The 15,572-nt window shown below is 67.9% G+C and carries 14 protein-coding genes; 10 read left to right on the forward strand and 4 right to left on the reverse strand.

What is annotated here, in order from left to right:
• Window positions 1-104 precede the first annotated feature (104 nt).
• Window positions 105-1,823, reverse strand: a complete 1,719-nt coding sequence (locus tag FHR04_RS05280) for an ABC transporter substrate-binding protein (protein WP_039682521.1) — start codon at window positions 1,821-1,823, stop codon at window positions 105-107.
• A 410-nt stretch (window positions 1,824-2,233) separates the two neighbouring features.
• On the opposite strand from FHR04_RS05280, the gene FHR04_RS05285 reads away from it, so the two are divergent.
• Window positions 2,234-2,707, forward strand: coding sequence for a hypothetical protein (locus tag FHR04_RS05285; RefSeq protein ID WP_139401350.1), 474 nt, complete (start codon window positions 2,234-2,236; stop codon window positions 2,705-2,707).
• Window positions 2,708-2,968: 261 nt separating this feature from the next.
• On the opposite strand, the gene miaB is transcribed toward FHR04_RS05285, so the two are convergent.
• Window positions 2,969-4,348: a tRNA (N6-isopentenyl adenosine(37)-C2)-methylthiotransferase MiaB gene (gene miaB / locus FHR04_RS05290; protein WP_139401352.1), complete on the reverse strand. Its 1,380-nt coding sequence runs from the start codon at window positions 4,346-4,348 to the stop codon at window positions 2,969-2,971.
• Window positions 4,349-4,566: 218 nt separating this feature from the next.
• Between miaB and FHR04_RS05295 the strand changes: the two genes are divergently transcribed.
• Together FHR04_RS05295 and csaB are read left to right on the forward strand one after the other, a co-directional pair.
• Window positions 4,567-6,474, forward strand: a complete 1,908-nt coding sequence (locus tag FHR04_RS05295) for a DUF5693 family protein (protein WP_221265407.1) — start codon at window positions 4,567-4,569, stop codon at window positions 6,472-6,474.
• Window positions 6,471-7,445 (forward strand): polysaccharide pyruvyl transferase CsaB, encoded by a 975-nt coding sequence (csaB, locus tag FHR04_RS05300; RefSeq protein WP_039682516.1) that lies wholly within the window; start codon window positions 6,471-6,473, stop codon window positions 7,443-7,445. The genes FHR04_RS05295 and csaB overlap by 4 nt, the downstream gene beginning before the upstream one ends.
• 27 nt (window positions 7,446-7,472) lie before the next feature.
• Here csaB and FHR04_RS05305 read toward each other — a convergent pair whose 3' ends face one another.
• Window positions 7,473-7,730 carry a hypothetical protein gene (locus FHR04_RS05305; protein ID WP_139401354.1) on the reverse strand — a complete coding sequence of 86 codons (258 nt, stop codon included), beginning with the start codon at window positions 7,728-7,730 and terminating at the stop codon, window positions 7,473-7,475.
• Window positions 7,731-7,871: 141 nt separating this feature from the next.
• On the opposite strand from FHR04_RS05305, the gene FHR04_RS05310 reads away from it, so the two are divergent.
• From FHR04_RS05310 to meaB, 4 genes are all read left to right on the forward strand, one after another.
• Window positions 7,872-8,126 carry a hypothetical protein gene (locus FHR04_RS05310; protein ID WP_139401356.1) on the forward strand — a complete coding sequence of 85 codons (255 nt, stop codon included), beginning with the start codon at window positions 7,872-7,874 and terminating at the stop codon, window positions 8,124-8,126.
• A gap of 83 nt (window positions 8,127-8,209) precedes the next feature.
• Entirely contained in the window at window positions 8,210-10,357 is a 2,148-nt protein-coding gene (gene scpA, locus FHR04_RS05315) for a methylmalonyl-CoA mutase (RefSeq protein WP_139401358.1), read from the forward strand.
• Window positions 10,358-10,429: 72 nt separating this feature from the next.
• A complete protein-coding gene (locus FHR04_RS05320; protein ID WP_139401360.1) occupies window positions 10,430-11,230 on the forward strand; it encodes a VOC family protein in 801 nt (266 codons plus the stop codon).
• A 59-nt stretch (window positions 11,231-11,289) separates the two neighbouring features.
• Window positions 11,290-12,234 carry a methylmalonyl Co-A mutase-associated GTPase MeaB gene (meaB, locus tag FHR04_RS05325; protein WP_170213859.1) on the forward strand — a complete coding sequence of 315 codons (945 nt, stop codon included), beginning with the start codon at window positions 11,290-11,292 and terminating at the stop codon, window positions 12,232-12,234.
• Here the strand turns inward: meaB and FHR04_RS05330 are convergent.
• Window positions 12,221-12,871, reverse strand: a complete 651-nt coding sequence (locus tag FHR04_RS05330) for a DNA-3-methyladenine glycosylase (RefSeq protein ID WP_139401362.1) — start codon at window positions 12,869-12,871, stop codon at window positions 12,221-12,223. The two genes, meaB and FHR04_RS05330, sit on opposite strands and share 14 nt — an antisense overlap.
• 134 nt (window positions 12,872-13,005) lie before the next feature.
• Between FHR04_RS05330 and FHR04_RS05335 the strand changes: the two genes are divergently transcribed.
• The 3 genes from FHR04_RS05335 (at window position 13,006) to FHR04_RS05345 (ending at window position 15,557) form a co-directional block, all read left to right on the forward strand.
• On the forward strand, window positions 13,006-13,281 hold the full coding sequence (locus FHR04_RS05335; protein WP_139401363.1) for a DUF2171 domain-containing protein: 276 nt from the start codon (window positions 13,006-13,008) through the stop codon (window positions 13,279-13,281).
• Window positions 13,282-13,401: 120 nt separating this feature from the next.
• Window positions 13,402-15,357 carry an amylosucrase gene (locus tag FHR04_RS05340; protein WP_249038992.1) on the forward strand — a complete coding sequence of 652 codons (1,956 nt, stop codon included), beginning with the start codon at window positions 13,402-13,404 and terminating at the stop codon, window positions 15,355-15,357.
• Window positions 15,354-15,557 (forward strand): hypothetical protein, encoded by a 204-nt coding sequence (locus FHR04_RS05345; protein WP_039682498.1) that lies wholly within the window; start codon window positions 15,354-15,356, stop codon window positions 15,555-15,557. The genes FHR04_RS05340 and FHR04_RS05345 overlap by 4 nt, the downstream gene beginning before the upstream one ends.
• Window positions 15,558-15,572: the final 15 nt, after the last annotated feature.

A 15,572-nucleotide genomic window follows, 5' to 3' on the forward strand; every position in this document is an offset into this window, starting at 1 on the left:
TGCTTGCGGGGTGAAACTGAGCAAAAACAAAAGGGGGCGGGGCAACCCGCGTTCGTGGTTGCCCCGCCTGTCCCTGCGGACACCTCAGGTCACAGCAGGACCGGTTACTTCTTGGACAGGTCCTTCCAGTACAGCGAGGTCATAGGGTTGTAGCCGGCCTTTGTGCGCGGCGCCCCAGTCACGCGGCTGCTGTTGAACAGGTAGTCCACGGGTGCGGGCACCAGGATGTACGGGGCCTGCTCGTAGGCGCGCTGGCCCACCAGGCTGTACAGGCGGTTGCGCTCGGCGGTGTTGATGGTGCTGCGGGCCTGCTTGAGCCACTTGTCGACGCTGGTGTCCTTCCAGTTGGCGCGGGGGCTGTAGTAGCCGTCGCTGGCGTAGAAGGTGTACATGAAGTTGTCGGCGTCGGCGTAGTCCGGGGCCCAGCCGATCAGGATCATGGCTTCCTCACCCTTGCGGGAGTCGGAGAGCATTTCGCTCCACTGCTTGGACTGGATGTTGACCCGGAACTTGGGGTTCAGCGACTCGATGTTGCGCTTCAGGATTTCCATGGCGGTCTGAGACGCCACGGCGTTGGCGCGGTAGTTGGCGGTCAGCACGAAGCCCTTCTTCCACAGCTCGCCGCCCCAGGCGCGCTTGAAGTACTCGGTGGCCTTCTTGGGATCGAAGGTGTAGGTCTTCACCTTGGGATCGTAGCCGGGGAAGATATCAGGCATCAGCATGGTGCGCTGGATCCCCTTGCCCTTCTGCACGTCCTTGATGTAGCCCTGGTAGTCGAAGGCGTAGGAGAAGCCGCGGCGCACGTTCACGTCGCTGAAGAAGTTGGCGGGGATGCCCTTGCCGTCCAGCTTGCCGCTGCCCAGCAGGTTGTTGCCCTTGCCGCCGATCTTCTCGTTCATGAAGATGGCCGTCGAGGTGGTGCTGGGCAGATCGTCCACCCAGGTCACGCCGGGCTTGCCCTTGATCTGAGCCTCGTCCACGCTGCGTCCGCCGCCCTCAATGATGTCGGCGTCGCCGCGCAGCAGGGCCTGCTGGCGGGCGGCCAGTTCCGGCACCTTCTGACGGATCACGTTCTTGATGTTGGGCTTCTTGCCCCAGTAGCCGTCAAAGGCCTGGAACAGGTAGTTGTTGGCGTCGTAGCGGACCAGCTTGTAGGGGCCGGTGCCGTTGGGCTTCTTGCTCAGTTCGCTGCCGGTCAGGTCCTTGCCGATCCAGTCCTTCCAGGTCTTCTCGGTACCGTCCCACTCGCCGATCTTGGCGCTGTAGGCCTTCTCGACAATCGCCATGCCGGTGTAGGCCAGCTTGGCCAGGAAAGCGGGGTCCACGGCGGCCAGCGTGAAGACGAGCTGCCCGTTGTTGTTGCACTCGACGGACTTGTCGATCTTGGCCCAGGTCACGCTCTTGTCGTCGGCGGCGTTGCTCTGCGTGCCGGTCAGCGGCTCGGCGATAAACCAGTTGCCGCTGGCGCCGCTGTTGGTCACGAGGTTGCGCTCGAAGGTGTACTCGGCGTCGGCGCAGGTCATGGTGGCGCCGCTGTGGAACTTGACGTTCTTGCGCAGGTCGAAGGTGTAGGTCTTGCCGCCGTTGCTCGCGGTCCACTTGGTGGCCAGCGCGGGAATCAGCTTGGTCAGGCTGGCGCCGTCATAGGTGATCAGCGTCTCGTACATGTTGTCCACGAGGCTCGAGGACGCGGTGTCGTAGGTCACGCCGGGGTCCAGCGTGGGAATATCGGCGGCGGACTGAATCACCAGCGTGTCGGCGGGCGACGCGGCCAGTGCAGCGGAAACGAGGAGCAACGAGCTGAGGGTGACTAATTTCTTCATGGGGCCTCCGAAAGGGGGTTGACGGGTGGGATGGGTCAAGAGAACAACACAAAGCTCGCATTGCCCGGCCTTGTCACCTGTCTAGAGTTTGAACGCGCGCATCATAGCGTAGGTCATCCGGCTTAGTGTGAACTGGACCAGCATCAGCTTAAGGCAGCGGGGGCAAGGACGCGGAGTCTCGGCCAGAACCCTGAAACCCTGTCCGGAAGGGGCGGGGTGGCATGCGGCAACGATTTGTGTCCGGTGGGCTTCAGAGTGGGTCAGGGACACAGGTCAGGGGCTGGCCCTGCCGGCTGTCTGCCACCGCTGCCACACACGCGGCGGCGGTTCTGTGTTCCACCCTGGGCCTCCACAACGGGAACGCCCGCTCAGGGCACTTTCTCAGAACGCAGGCTGTTACCCTGGACGCCATGCTTCGCCTTCCCCACTTGCCGTCCTCACGTTTCCTGCTGGCGGGTCTGGCGCTGGCCGCCACGTCCTGCGCCCCCCGCGTCACGCTGCCGCAGACCCAGATCAGCTCCGGCGTCAGCGTCAACGGGCGGCTGCTGACGGTCACGCTGGTCAACCTCGGCCCCCACAACCTGCTGCTGAAGAACGACTGCCCCCGCCCCTTCAGCCTGAGCGTGCTGGACACCGCCAAGACCGGCCTGCCGGACCTGAAGTACGGGCAGTTTCAGGTGTGTGTGGCGTCGTACCTGCCGCCCAAGCCGTGGAACATCGGCGAGCGCATCGAGGCCGTGGTGGAGTTCCCGCAGGAAACCGGCGTCCGCACGCTGGAGGCCCAGGCCAGCGTCAACGTCAAGCTGGCCTCTGAAGGGACCGGGCCGGACGGCTTCCGCACCATTCAGGTGAAGGTGCCGGCCTTTCAGGTGGACATCAAGTAACCCCGCATCACCACGGCGCGGTCCCTTCTGACCTGGCTTTCTTGATCTGATACGGACTCCGATTGAAAGGTGTTGAAAACACCTGGAAATCCGAGCGAAGTGAGCAGGAGAAAAACGGGTTCCGGACGTGGAGTGTGGAAATCGGGACAGCTCGGATTTCCACACGAAACAAACGGAATCCGTATGACAGCCGCTTGAGATTGACAAAAGGGCAAAACAAAAAGCCCCCTCCGCATGGAGAGGGCCGGGACCAGGGACGGCCTACGCCATCTGGAGCGGGCTGCTCAGCGCCGCCGCCTGCGGCTCCAGCCGGGGAATTTCCGGCAGCGGCTGGCCGTCTGCGCCCAGAATCTGGCCGTAGAGCATGTGCGGGGTGCTGTGGCCGATCAGCACCGAATAGACGCCTGCCCCATCGGCGCCGATGGCCTTGGGCACCACGGTGGGGTGGTTGCCGCGCGTGTGGCCCTCCAGAAAGCCCTCGCTGTGGGCGTCGCCGCGCAGCAGCACTTCCTGCACGGTGCCGACTTTCGTGGCATTTTTCAGCTTGCTCCATTCTTTCTGCTTCACGATCAGGCGCTGCAGGCGTTCGGTCTTCAACTCTCGCGGCAGGTCCGCGAAGTGCTTGTAGCTGGGCGTGCCAGGGCGCGGCGAGTAGATGAACATGTACGCGCTGTCAAACCCCACCTCGTCGTACAGGCTCAGGGTTTCCTGAAAATCTTCCTCGGTCTCGCCAGGAAAGCCCACGATGATGTCGGTGGCGAGCACCACGTTCGGCAGGTGCTTCTTGATGTCGGCGATGTGACCCAGGTACTTCTCGCGGGTGTATTCGCGGGCCATGCGCCGCAGCACGCGGCTGCTGCCGCTCTGCACCGGCAGATGCACGAAGTCGCACACGGCGGGCGTCTCGGCCATCGCGGCGGCCACGTCCTCGGTGAAGTTCATGGGGTGGCTGGTGGTGAACTTGATGCGCCGCACGCCGCTGCGCCCCACCATGCGCAGGAGGTCGGCGAACGAGGGATAGCCGGCCAGCCGCGCCCCGCCGTCCACGCCGTAAGCATTGACGTTCTGGCCCAGCAGCGTGACCTCCTGCACCCCCGCCGCGAGCTGCAGGTCCAGTTCGCGCAGGATGTCGTCCGGCGAGCGGCTGACCTGCGGGCCGCGTGTGGTGGGCACGATGCAGTACGTGCAGTGGTGGTCACAGCCGCGCATAATGGTCAGGTGCGCCTGCAACCTGCCCGTGGGAGAGGGCGGAATGTGTTCGTGCAGCTCGTCCTTGAACTGCAGGCCCCAGAAACGCCCGTTGCTCTCCAGCGCCGCGCCGATGTCCAGCAGGCTGCCTGGCCCCAGCAGCACGTCCACCTCGAACTTGCGGGCCATCTGCTGGCCCTCTTCAAGCTGCGCCAGGCAGCCCATCATGCCCACCACCAGCGGGCGCTGGGCCTTGGTCTTGCGTAGTTGCCCCAGCAGGCTGCGGACCTTGTCCACCGGCTTGCCGCGCACCGCGCAGGTGTTGACCAGCACGAAATCGGCCTCGTCGACGCTGTCCACCAGATCCGCGCCCAGGCTGACCAGCTGCGACTGAACCAGGTGCGTGTCGTACTCGTTCATCTGACACCCGTAGGTGATGGTGTGTGCCTTCATAGTTCTGCTCTCCTCTCAGCCTGACAGATGGATTCTGCGGCCTTTCTCGCGCCCCGACTCGGGCGTGACGACGGATTGTAGCGCGCCGCCCACGCCACAGCTTCCAGGGACCGCCTGCCCACACCTCCACCCTTCGGCGGACGAGCCTGCGCGGGACAGGCGCTAGGCTGCCCCGATTTTGGCCCGCCGCCCCTCCCCCGCCCCACCACGCCGCTAGGATGTGCTTTGTGACCGACCCGAACCGCGCCCCACTGTCTCCCATCCCCCAGCCGGAGCCGCGCCTGCCTGCCGCGCCCACGTCGCTGCCCCCGGCGACCCGCCATCCCTGGACGCCGCTGCTGCTGGGATTGATCGCGCTGTCGCTGATCCCGGCGCTGCTGCTGGGCTTCGGGCGCGTGCAGTACGAGCAGTCCCAGAAAACGGCAGCGCTGGTGATGGACTACCCGGCGCTGGTGATCCAGGCCCGGCGTTTCGGGCTGGAGCCGCAGGCGCTGCTGGACCGGTACAAGGCGCTGGGCGTCAACGGCGTGGCGCTGTACGAGGACACCATTGCCAGCCTGGAACAGCGCGGCGAGCTGTACCTGAAAAGCGGCGCGGACCTGGCGGCGGACTTTCCGGGGCAGGCGGTGAAGACCAACGCGGTGTACATGAAGGCGGCCACGCCCGCCATTGCCGAGGCGCTGCGGGGCCGCTACACCATCCCCACCCGCGAGGTCACCATCGGCGGCCAGACCTGGGTGGAGTGGCCCAGCGACCCGCGCTTCCTGCCGGCCGGGCCGGACACGGCGGCGGTGAACGACTTCAAACAGCAGGGCATGGTGGTGGTCTACCGCCCCTATCAGGATGACGCGGTGCCCACCCAGAAGGTAGGCACGGACTGGCCGGACGTGCCCTTCATCGCCTTTACCGGCGACGAGGTGATCGGGGCACGCACCCCGGAACTGCTGGCGCAGGTGGATCAGGCGATGGGCAGCCGCCTGCCCGCCATCATCGAGGGCAACATTCAGGACGGGCTGGACCGGCTGGTGGAAACGCACGGCGGCGTGCGGCTGTTCGCGCTGGCCCCCAGCTACCAGAACAAGCTCGAGCCGCTGGACGTGGCCAGCAAGTACAACCTGGCCGCCCGCGAGCGCGGCATGCGGCTGCTGTACCTGCGCCCCTACCCCACCATCAACGAGACCGAGGCCATGCTGGGCCGCACCCAGCAGCTGCTGAAGCGCTCGGGCATCACGCTGACCGAGCCGCAGGTGGGCACCTTCAATCCCAGCCCGCTTCTGCGGGCGCTGAGCGTCGTGGGGCCGCTGGCGGCGCTGCTGTTGCTGGGCCTGAGCTTCCCGCTGTCCAGGCTGGGCGTGACCCTGGCGGGTGTGGTGGCGCTGCTGGCCTTTGGCCTGAACACCCTGCACCCCTTCGAGAGTGCGGCGCTGCTGGCCGCCGTGGCCTTTCCAGCGCTGGGGCTGGTCCTGCGGCGCTCAAAGGTCACCGACTGGTTCCTGGCCACCGGCCTCTCGCTGGTGGGCGTGCTGTTCGTGTCCGCGCTGGGGGCCAGCCGCGAGAGCACGCTGGGCCTCGAACCGTTCCGGGGCGTCGGCCTGACACTGCTGCTGCCGCTGCTGCTGGTGGCCCTGAGCTTCCTGCCGCGCCAGGACATCCGAAAGACCGCCGCCGACATCTACGCCGCCCCGATCCGGCTGGGCGACGTGGCCGTGATGGCGCTGGGGTTCGTGCTGCTGTCGCTGGTCTACGAGCGGCGCGGCAACGCCACCGGCGGCTCGGCCAGCGACTTCGAGGCGTCGTTGCGGCGCGAGGTGCAGGACTCGATCATCCGCCCGCGCTTCAAGGAGATCGCCGCGCATCCGCTGGGGCTGCTGGGCCTGAGTGGCACACTGCCCGGCTATTTCAGCGGCCTGCTGATCCTGGCCGGGGTGGTGGGGCAGTCCAGCATCCTGAACACCTTCTCGCACTTCCATACCCCGCTGCTGATCAGCGCGGCGCGCGTCTTTATCGGCCTGGGGCTGGGACTGCTGCTGGGCGTCGTCGCCATCTGGGCGCTGAGGACCGGAATGCGGCTGTGGAAAACCTACGGCTCGCCGCGCCTGGGCGCCGGTGTCAGAGGCCAGGCGTGAGCCGCCGGGTGGCGGTCAGCGGGTACTACGGTTTCGGCAACACCGGCGACGAGGCGATTGCCCTGGCGATCACGCGCGAGATCAAAAAACGCGGCCTGACGCCCCTGCTGCTCTCCAACACGCCGCAGGCATCGGCCCAGGCGTTCGGCGCGGAGGCGGCGGCCCGCATGAAGCCGGGGCCGCTGCTGGCGGCGGTGGCCCGCTCGAGCGTGCTGCTCAGCGGCGGCGGCGGCCTGCTGCAGGACAAGACGAGCGCCCGGACCCTGAGCTACTACCTGGGCGTGATCCGGCTGGCCCGCCTGCTGGGCAAGCGCGTGGTGATTTTCAACCAGAGTGTCGGCCCGCTGTCGCCGGAAGGTGGGCGCAAGGTGGCCGCCGCATTGAGGGGCCTGCGGATCATCGTGCGCGACGCAGGCAGCCTGGAGACCCTGGAAGGCCTGGGCCTGAAGGGGGAACTGGGCGGCGATCCGGCCCTGCTGCTGACGCCCACGCCCGAGCTGCCCCGTGACCTGCGGAGCGTGGTCATCGCCCCGCGCGGGGACGTCACAGAGGCGCTGGAGCCGCTGCGGGAGGTGACGTTGCAGCTCCGGCGTGCGGGGCGACATGTCACGGCCCTGAGCTTCATGCCGGACCACGACGACGTGGCCGCGCACGCGCTGGGCGCCAACGTGGTGGTCAGCACCCGTGACCCGCAGACCGCGCTGGACACCATCGCCCGCAGCGGCTACGTGATCGGGGTGCGCCTGCACGCCGTGATCCTGGCTGCCGCCGCCGGAACGCCATTTTCCGGCGTCGCCTACGACCCCAAGGTCCAGGGCTTCTGCGCCGACGCGGGCGCCCCCAGCCATCCCGTCCCGCCCCCACCCGCGGCCCTGGTGGACGAGGCCATCCGCCGCGTCACCCCGGACTGGAATGCCCTGGAAGACATGAAACTGCGCGCCGCGCACAGCTTCAGCCGGGCGTTGACCTAGAGTCTGGCCGCCCGGCCCGGCGTGGATTCAGGCCCGCCGGGGCTTGATGTACGCCGCCAGACCCGCCAGGGCACTGGTCAGCACCGCGAGCCCCACCGCACGGGCAAAATTCGTCAGGCTGGACAGGCCCAGCTGGGCGCTCGTGGCGTGCTCCAGGCTGCCCAGCGAGCGCAGCCACAGCGGCGCGCTGGCCCCCAGCGAGGCGAAGGCGCCCAGCGTCAGCAGCGCCAGCCACAGCGCGCAGGCGATCAGCACCACGGTCAGAATCCAGGCCAGGGCGCGCATCAGGGCTGCGTTTCCATCAGGCGGCTCTCGGTACATCGGTCATCGGGGGCATTGTAGTCAAAGCAGACTGCAGAAGAGAAGGGCGGACAGGCGCGCCGCCGCTGCCCCACCACCCTTGAGACGGGTGTGTACCCTGGAAGGGTGAGCCTGCCTGCCCGTGTCCGCGTCACCCGCCCGCCCCTGCCGCTGGCCCCGGCCCTGCACGCCGCCGCCCTGCGCCTGTGCCCCGGCGCCCCGCTGGGCGACGTCACAGCGGCGGCCCTGGCCATTGCCGGGGGGGCGGTGATCGGCGCGCATCTGGTGTGGCCCGGCGGCGAGGCGCAGGCGCTGGACACCGGCTGGCGCGGACGCGGCATTGAGGCGGCGCTGACGCAGGCAGCAGCGCAGGGTCGCTGAGCCGAACCCTGGGCGTCCCTTCCCCTTCCTAACGCCCGTTAGGCCCGCGCGTGGCATCATGGCCCCCTACGGAGGCTGAGCGCATGAGCGAGCAAGACATACCCCCGCTGGACGCCTGGAAGGCGCTGGCCCGCAAGGATCTGAAAGGCGCGGAACCTGAAACCCTGAACCGCGTCACCCCCGAGGGCCTGACCCTCCAGGCGCTGTACACCCGCGCCGATCTGCCCGCCGGGGCGGCGGAGACCCTGCCCGGCCTGCCGCCGTACACGCGCGGGCCGCGCGCCACCATGTACGCCGCGCGGCCCTGGACCATCCGGCAGTACGCGGGCTTTTCTACCGCCGAGGCCAGCAACGCCTTTTACCGCCGCAACCTGGCCGCCGGGCAAAAGGGCCTGTCGGTGGCCTTCGACCTCGCCACGCACCGGGGCTACGACTCGGACCACCCGCGCGTGGTGGGCGACGTGGGCAAGGCCGGGGTGGCGATCGACAGCGTCGAGGACATGAAGCTGCTGTTCGACGGCATTCCCCTGGATCAGATGTCGGTGTCCATGACCATGAACGGCGCGGTGCTGCCCATTCTGGCCGGATACATCGTGGCCGGGCAGGAGGGCGGAGCCAGCCTGGAACAGCTGTCGGGCACCATCCAGAACGACATTCTCAAAGAATTCATGGTCCGCAACACCTACATCTACCCGCCGGAACCGTCCATGCGGATCGTGGCCGACATCATCGAGTACACGGCGCAGAAGATGCCGCGTTTCAATTCCATTTCCATCAGCGGCTACCACCTGCAGGAAGCGGGCGCGAACGCCGCGCTGGAGCTGGCCTACACCCTGGCCGACGGCCTGGAATACGTGCGGGCCGCGCTGGCCAAGGGGCTGGACGTGGACGCCTTCGCCCCGCGCCTGAGCTTTTTCTTCGCCATCGGGATGAACTTCTACACCGAGGTCGCCAAGCTGCGCGCCGCCCGGCTGCTGTGGGCCGAGATCATGGCGGGCTTTAACCCCAAGAACCCCATGAGCCGCGCCCTGCGAACCCACTGCCAGACCAGCGGCTGGTCCCTGACTGAACAGGACCCGTACAACAACGTGGTGCGCACGGCAATTGAGGCGATGGCGGCGGTGTTCGGCGGCACCCAGAGCCTGCACACCAACGCCTTCGACGAGGCGATTGGCCTGCCCACCGAGTTCTCGGCCCGGATTGCCCGCAACACCCAACTGCTGATTCAGGAGGAAACCGGCATTCCCGACGTGATCGATCCCTGGGGCGGCAGCTACCTGATGGAGCGCCTGACCTTCGATCTGGCCGAAAAGGCCCGCGAGCTGATGCGCGAGGTCGAGGAACTGGGCGGCATGGCCAAGGCCATCGAGGCCGGGATTCCCAAGCTGCGGATCGAGGAAAGCGCGGCCCGCAAACAGGCGCGCATCGACCGCGGCGAGGACGTGATCGTGGGCGTCAACAAGTATCAGCTGAGCGAGCAGACCCCTGTGGAGCTTCTGGAGATCGACAACGACGCGGTGCGGGAATCGCAGATCGCGCGGCTGAACCGGGTCAAGGCCGAGCGGGATGCGGAGGCGGTCAGGACGGCGCTGGACGCCCTGGAAACAGCCGCCCGCACCGGCGAGGGCAACCTGCTGGCCCTGTCGGTGGAGGCCATGCGCGCCCGCTGCACGGTGGGCGAGGTCAGCGACGCGCTGGAGCGGGTCTGGGGCCGCCATGCTGCCGAGGTCCGCACCCTGAGCGGCGTCTACGCCCAGGGTTACGCCGGGGACGAGGGCTTCGCGGGACTCCAGCACGACATTGAGGCCTTTGCCGAGGCCGAGGGGCGCCGCCCGCGCATGCTGGTGGTCAAGATGGGCCAGGACGGCCATGACCGGGGGGCCAAGGTGATTGCCACCGGCTTTGCCGATCTGGGCTTCGATGTGGACGTGGGGCCGCTGTTCCAGACCCCCGACGAGGCCGCGCGGCAGGCGGTGGAGAACGACGTGCATGTGATTGGCGTCAGCTCTCAGGCGGCGGGTCACAAGACCCTGATTCCCCAGTTGATCGCCGCCCTGCGGGAGCAGGAAGCTGGGGACATCCTGGTGATCGCGGGCGGCGTCATTCCTCAGCAGGACTACGCGGCGTTGCGGGAGGCGGGCGTGGCGGGCATCTTCGGCCCCGGCACCCCGATCCTGACCAGTGCGCGCGAGGTGTTACGGTTGCTTCGGGAGCGGAATTCAACTCTCTGAATATGCTATTGACATAATATGGATTGTGCCCTAGACTGCTGTGACAGTCCGATTCGACAGGAGGCACAACCCATGTTCCAGCCCCAGACGTCTGCGCCCGTCATGTCCTCGCCTATTGCCGCCGGAGAACCGATCTGGGTGGATCTGGATTCGCCCCATCCAGACCAGAGCCGACCGTTCTACACCGCCCTGTTTGGCTGGGACTACAGGATTTCGGAGCAGTTTGGGGGCCATGCCAACGCCCATGTGCAAGGCAACAAAGCCGCAGGGATCAGCCCGATGCCGCCGTACTCGGCGCGGGAGGGCCGGAGTGCCTGGACCGTCTACTTTGCCAGTGCCGATCTTGCCGCCGATGTCGGGCGCGTGCGGCACCTGGGCGGCCGGGTGCTGGTCGGCCCCATGCAGATCGGCGATCAGGGGCACATGGCCACCTGTGTCGATGCCGGCGGCGCCACTTTCGGGCTGTGGCAGGACGATCAGCACGGCGGATTTGCAGCGTATGACGGGCCAGGCCGCCTGGTCTGGGCCGAGGTGAACACCCAGGATTCAGCCCCCGCCGTGTCGTTTTACCGTCAGCTGCTGCACGCCGACGCCCAGCCGCTTCCCGGCGCGGACTATCACCAGCTCATGCACGGCGAGACGGGCTTCGCGGGCGTGTCGGGCAACGCGCAGAACTGGGACGCCGTGGGCGCAGCCGGCTGGATGGTCTACTTCTACGCCGACGACGTGGATCAGACCGTGCAGCGGGCCGAACAGCACGGCGGTCAGGTGTTGGTGGCCCCCTTCGACATGGAGTTTGGCCGCATGGCGGTGCTGGCCGATCCGTTGGGGGCCGTCTTCTCGGTCATGAATCCGCAGCCTGCGGGCGCGTAAACCGCCCATCCCACCCCCGGCCCCGCCGCAGAGGTGGGGCTTTCTCTATGATTGGGGGCATGTCCGCCCATCCCCTCGCCGCCCCCCTCCTGGCAGGCAGCCGCCGCGCGCTGGCCCGCGCCATCACCCTGAGCGAGTCCACGCGCGCCGATCATGAGACGCAGGCCCAGCAGCTTCTCTCGGAAGTCGCGCCGCACGCCGGGCAGAGCATCCGGGTGGGCCTGACCGGCGTGCCTGGGGTGGGCAAATCCACCTTTATCGAGGCGCTGGGCGTCCACCTGGCCGATGCGGGCCACCGGGTGGCCGTGCTGGCCGTCGATCCCAGCAGTGCCCGCACGGGCGGCAGCATCATGGGCGACAAGACGCGCATGCCCCGGCTGACGGTTCACCCCAATGCCTACATCCGCCCCAGCCCGGCGGGCGGCAATCTGGGCGGCGTGGCCCGGCGCACCCGCGAGGCCATCACGCTGTGCGAGGCGGCGGGCCACGACGTGGTGCTGGTGGAAACCGTGGGCGTGGGCCAGAGCGAGACGCAGGTGGCCGCCATGACCGACCTGTTCGTGCTGCTCACGCTGCCCAATGCCGGCGACGAGTTGCAGGGCATCAAGCGCGGCATCATGGAACTGGCCGACGTGTGCGTGGTGAACAAGGCCGACAGCGATCCGAAGGCGGCGGTGCGCGCCCAGACCGAACTGCGCGCGGCCCTGCGGCTGCTGACCCCGCACGACGCTCCGTGGCGGCCCCGTGCGCTGCGGGCCTCTGCCCTGACCGGCGAGGGCGTGCCGGAGGTGTGGGCGGCGGTACTGGACTACGTGGGCGAGGTGGATGTGGCGGCCAGGCGCCGTGCCCAGACCGCCCAGTGGTTCGACGAACTGCTGCGCGAGGCGGCGTGGAGGATCTTCCGTGAAGGCCTAGATGGCAACAACCTCCGCACCCTGCGGGCCGAGGTGGAGGCTGGACAGCTGACCGCGATTCAGGGCGTGGCCGCGCTCACGGCGGGTTGAGGCCCGTTTCATAGGTGCCCGCACTCGGTTTGCCCGTCGACACCCACGGATTGCCCCGGATCACGAAACGCCACGGCAATTCGGCCCCCCGGCGCAGGCCCACGCGCGCCGTGGTCTCGACTGCCGACTCCGGCAGCGCCTCACCCGGCACGATGTAGAAGGCCGGGGTGTCGATGGGCTGGCCGGCCAGTGCGGGGGTCAGGCCCAGCGCCGTGACCAGTTTGGCAGGGCCATTGCTCAGCTCAATCGAGCGCTTGACGGGCCGCAACTCGCGCATTCTCTCCTCGCCCAGGAGGGGCTCGGCGGCGCGGATCAGGATGGACGCCTGCACGCCCACAGGACGGCAGGTGACGTTCAGTAGCGCCTGCCGGTAGGCGAAGTGGAAGTACACCCGGCCCGGCTCGCCGCCCATCGCCGCCGCCGCGCCGGGCAGCCGGGCGATCACGTGGCAGCTGGGATCACGCGGGCAGTCGTAGCCCTCGGTTTCCACGATGCGGGCCGCCAGCACCGTGCCGTCTGGCAGCACGCGCACCAGCCTCCCGCCGAGCAGGGCGCGGGCCACCGCCACCGGATCGCCCGCAAAAAAGTCGGGCCTCAGGGCGTGGGCGTGGGCGACCTCCGGTGGGGCGAACAGCATGTCTGCCAGCGTAAGGGGCAGGCGCGGCGGCCTGTGCGTGGACGCCTACGCAACGACGGCAGGAATGCTGTATCTCAATGTTCTCTAACGCCCACGCCAATCTGCCGGTCATGCCTCCGGCCTAGCCTGGGGCCATGACACAGAACCAGAACGCAGATGCAGGCCAGATCACCGAACGCATTGCCAAGGATCTCAAGGCCCGGCTGGATCAGGGCGGCGAGCACATGCAGGTCAAGGACAAGGACGGCGAGCACGTCGGCACCGTGGATCATCTGGACGGCGACCGCATCAAGCTGACCAAGAGCGACAGCAGCGACAGCCAGCACCACTACGTCCCGCTCTCGCAGGTGGAGAGCATGGACAACGTGGCCGTGTACCTGAACGTGACCCGCGAAGAGGCCATGAAGTAAACCCACGCACAACAAGAGGCGGCGGAGCGATCTGTCGCCCTTTTTCTTTGCCCGACTGTCGGCAGAGCAAAACAGGCAGATTGGAAACACTTCCACCGAGGCCGTATGCTGAGGAGACCTATGCCCACCACCCTGCTGACCCCCGAACAGGCCGAGCGGCTGCGGCTGGCCTTCGACGACGACCGCGATGCCCAGACCTTCTTTCTACGGCTGGAGCGCTACGGCCCCGAGTTGCTGGACAGCCTGCGTGCGGTGTATCTGGAGCGTGCCGATGGCCTGCTGGAACGGCTGCTGGAGATCATGCTGCACGCCTACCACACCCGCCCCGCCGACCTGAAACGGCTGGACGAGGCCCGGCTGCTGTCGCCGGACTGGCTGCAATCGCCGCACATGGTGGGGTACGTGGCGTATACCGACCGCTTCGCCGGAACGCTGCGCGGCGTGCAGGAGCATGTGGACTATCTGGAAGGGCTGGGCGTCACCTACCTGCACCTGATGCCGTTGCTGCGCCCGCGTGAGGGCGAGAACGACGGCGGCTACGCGGTGGCCGACTACCGCTCGGTGCGCCCCGATCTGGGCACCATGGATGACCTGTCGGGGCTGGCGCGTGAACTGCGCGGCCGGGGCATCAGCCTGGTGCTGGATCTGGTGCTGAACCATGTGGCCCGCGAGCACGAGTGGGCCGAACGTGCGCGGGCGGGCGAGGAACAATACCGCGACTACTTCCATTTCTTCGCCGACCGTGGCCTGCCCGACGCCTACGAGGCCAGCCTGCCCGAGGTGTTCCCCGACTTTGCCCCCGGCAACTTCACCTGGGACGAGCAGGCGGGCGAGGGCGGCATCGGCGGCTGGGTCTGGACGACTTTCAACACCTACCAGTGGGACCTGAACTGGGGCAATCCCGACGTGCTGGCCGAATTCGTGGACATCATCCTGAATCTGGCGAACCGGGGGGTGGAGGTATTCCGGCTGGACGCCATCGCCTTTATCTGGAAGCGGCTGGGCACCAGCAGCCAGAACCAGCCGGAGGTGCATCACCTGACCCGCGCTCTGCGGGCGGCGGCGCGCATCGTGGCCCCGGCGGTGGCGTTCAAGGCCGAGGCCATCGTGGGGCCGGATGACCTGATCCATTACCTGGGCAGCGGCACCCACCACGGCCGGGTCAGCGACATGGCCTACCACAACAGCCTGATGGTGCAGCTGTGGAGCAGCCTCGCCAGCCGCGACACGAGATTGATGGAAGAGGCCCTGCGCGCCTTTCCCCCCAAGCCGACCAACACCACCTGGGGCCTGTACGTGCGCTGCCACGACGACATCGGCTGGGCCATCAGCGACACCGACGCCGCGCGGGTGGGCATGAGCGGGCCGGGCCACCGCCACTTCCTCAGCGACTTCTACAGCGGCGAATTCGCCGGGTCTTTTGCGCGTGGCCTGGTCTTTCAGCACAACCCGGCCACCGGCGACCGGCGCATCAGCGGCGCGGCGGCCAGTCTGGCCGGCCTGGAAACGGCGCTGGAGGGCGGCGACGAGACGCAGATCGAGCTGGCCGTGGGGCGCCTGCTGCTCCTCCACACGGTGGTGCTGGGCTTCGGCGGGGTGCCGCTGCTGTACATGGGCGACGAACTGGCGCTGACCAACGATGACCGCTACGCCGACATCCCCGAACATGCGGCCGACAACCGCTGGGTGCACCGCCCGCGCATGGACTGGGCCCTGGCCGAGGAAGTGCAGGCCCATCCCGATACCCCTGCTGGACAGGTCAACGCGGGGCTGCGCCAGAGAATCGCCGTGCGAAAGACGCTGCCCCATCTGCACGCCTCCATTGAGTCGCGGGTCATCGCCAGCCCTGACCCACGGGTGCTGGTGCTGCGGCGTGACCACCCGCAAGGCACGTTGCTGGAGCTGTACAACTTCAGCGAGGACCGCGTGGTGCTGCCCGCCTACACCCTGCGCGGCCAGCTGGGCGAGGACGCCCGCGACGCCCTGAGCGGCAGCGCTTTTCACCTGAGCCGGCCAACTTTGACCCTGGACCCCTACCGCGCGTTGTGGTTGACTGCGGCGGAGGTGAACGCATGACCGATCCAAAAACACCCCCGGGGAAGGGCCGCACCAGCGTGCCCACCGAGGCCCTGCTGCGCGCCGTGCGCGACGCGTCCGAACGCCTGACCCGCTTCTCCCGCGATCCCGAGGTGCGCCGCGAGGCGGGCAACGTGGCGCAGGCGGTGGGCCGGCTGCTGGACGCCATTCGCAAAGCGGGGGCCGAGAAGGGCCGGTGACGCTGGCCTGATCTT

Origin of the sequence: Deinococcus radiopugnans ATCC 19172, from assembly GCF_006335125.1 — a bacterium.
Taxonomy (GTDB): Bacteria; Deinococcota; Deinococci; order Deinococcales; family Deinococcaceae; genus Deinococcus; species Deinococcus radiopugnans.